Origin of the sequence: Streptomyces sp. D2-8 (assembly GCF_023184515.1) — a bacterium.
Taxonomy (GTDB): domain Bacteria; phylum Actinomycetota; class Actinomycetes; order Streptomycetales; family Streptomycetaceae; genus Streptomyces.
On record NZ_JAAHBP010000066.1, the window covers coordinates 1 to 1,581 of the forward strand.

At 69.9% G+C, this 1,581-nt stretch carries 1 protein-coding gene; it reads left to right on the top strand.

The features are described from left to right. Positions 1–125 precede the first annotated feature (125 nt). Entirely contained in the window at positions 126–1,571 is a 1,446-nt protein-coding gene (locus G3I77_RS40535; RefSeq protein WP_248512482.1) for an NF041680 family putative transposase, read from the top strand. Positions 1,572–1,581 lie beyond the last annotated feature (10 nt).

Below are 1,581 nucleotides of genomic sequence, written 5' to 3' on the forward strand. Positions count from 1 at the left end.
CTTGGCGTTTAACATCGCAGGTCACTCGTCCTGCTGACCTGCGGTTCTTCCCGGGACAGCGTGGGCGGCCGTTCTCCACGCTTCGAGATGTCGAGTAACGAAGTGCGAGAGAACGGCCGCTGCGCATGAGTCTGCCTGCCGATGTGCCCGGAAGTGAGGCGTTGGGTCTGTTGTCCCGCTTTCGGGTCGAGTTCTACGAGTGTCTCTACAAGCGGGCGGATACGCTCTTCGAGCTCACCGACGCGGTGCTGTGTGCGGACGGGCCGGTGAAGACATTGGTGGAGCTGTCGCTGGCGGTCGAGCACCGGCGCGGGCACGGAGCCCTGTACGCCGCGCTGGACCGGGGCTGGCTGGAGCCGGCGCGACTGCGCCGCGTGCTCACCGGCCTGCCGGTGCCCAGGGCGGCCGACGGGCGGATCGTGCTCGCGGTGGATGTGTCGCACTGGCTGCGGCCCGACGCACCGACCAGCGACGAGCGGCTGTTCTGCCACGTCTACGGACGCGGGGACCGCAGCAGTGACCAGTTCGTGCCGGGCTGGCCGTACTCCTTCGTCGCTGCCCTGGAAACGGGCCGCACCTCCTGGGTCGCTCTCCTGGACGCGGTCCGCCTGGGCCGGGCGGACGACGCCACCCAAGTCACGGCCCGGCAACTTCGGGACGTGGTAGTCGGGTTGGTAACGGCCGGGCATTGGCAGCCGGGCGATCCCGAAATCCTGATCGTCATGGATTCTGGCTACGACACCGCCTACCTCTCCCACATCCTGGCCGACCTCCCGGTGGTGCTGGTGGGACGTCTGCGCTCGGACCGGGTCATGCTCCGCGACGCCGGCCCCGCCCGCTCCGGGCCCCGCGGCGGGCGGCCGCGCCGCCACGGCGGCGTCCTCACCCTCGCCAAGCCCGACACCTGGCACACCCCCGACCTCACCACATCCACCGCAACCACCCGTTACGGCACCGCCGAGGCGACCTCCTGGGACCGGATGCACCCCAGACTCACCCACCGCGGCCCCTGGCTGGAACACGCTCACGAGGAACTGCCCATCCTCCACGGCACGTTGATCCGGCTGAAGGTCGAGCGCCTGCCGGGCGACCGCGACCCGAAACCCGTCTGGCTGTGGTCCTCGGCAGACAGTGCCACACCCGCGGACATCGACCGCTGGTGGCAGTCGTTCCTGCGCCGCTTCGACCTGGAACACACCTTCCGGCTGATGAAGCAGACCCTCGGCTGGACAGCACCGAAGATCCGCCACGCGGACACCGCCGACCTGTGGACCTGGCTCATCATCGCCGCCCACACCCAGCTCCGTCTCGCCCGCCCCCTCACCGAGGACCTGCGCCGCCCCTGGGAACGCCGCACCGAACCCCGCCGCCTCACCCCGGCCCGGGTGCGGCGCGGGTTTCGCAACGTCCGCGCGACCACGGCCCGTCCGGCAGCCGCACCGAAACCCTCCCGGCCAGGACCGGGACGGCCTGCCGGCTCGAAGAACAAGCACAGGGCCAGGCACCACGACGTTGGCAAGACAGCCAAACGCGCTGAATCGATCAAGGAGCACCGAGCTCAGCGAGGATAAACGCCAAGCT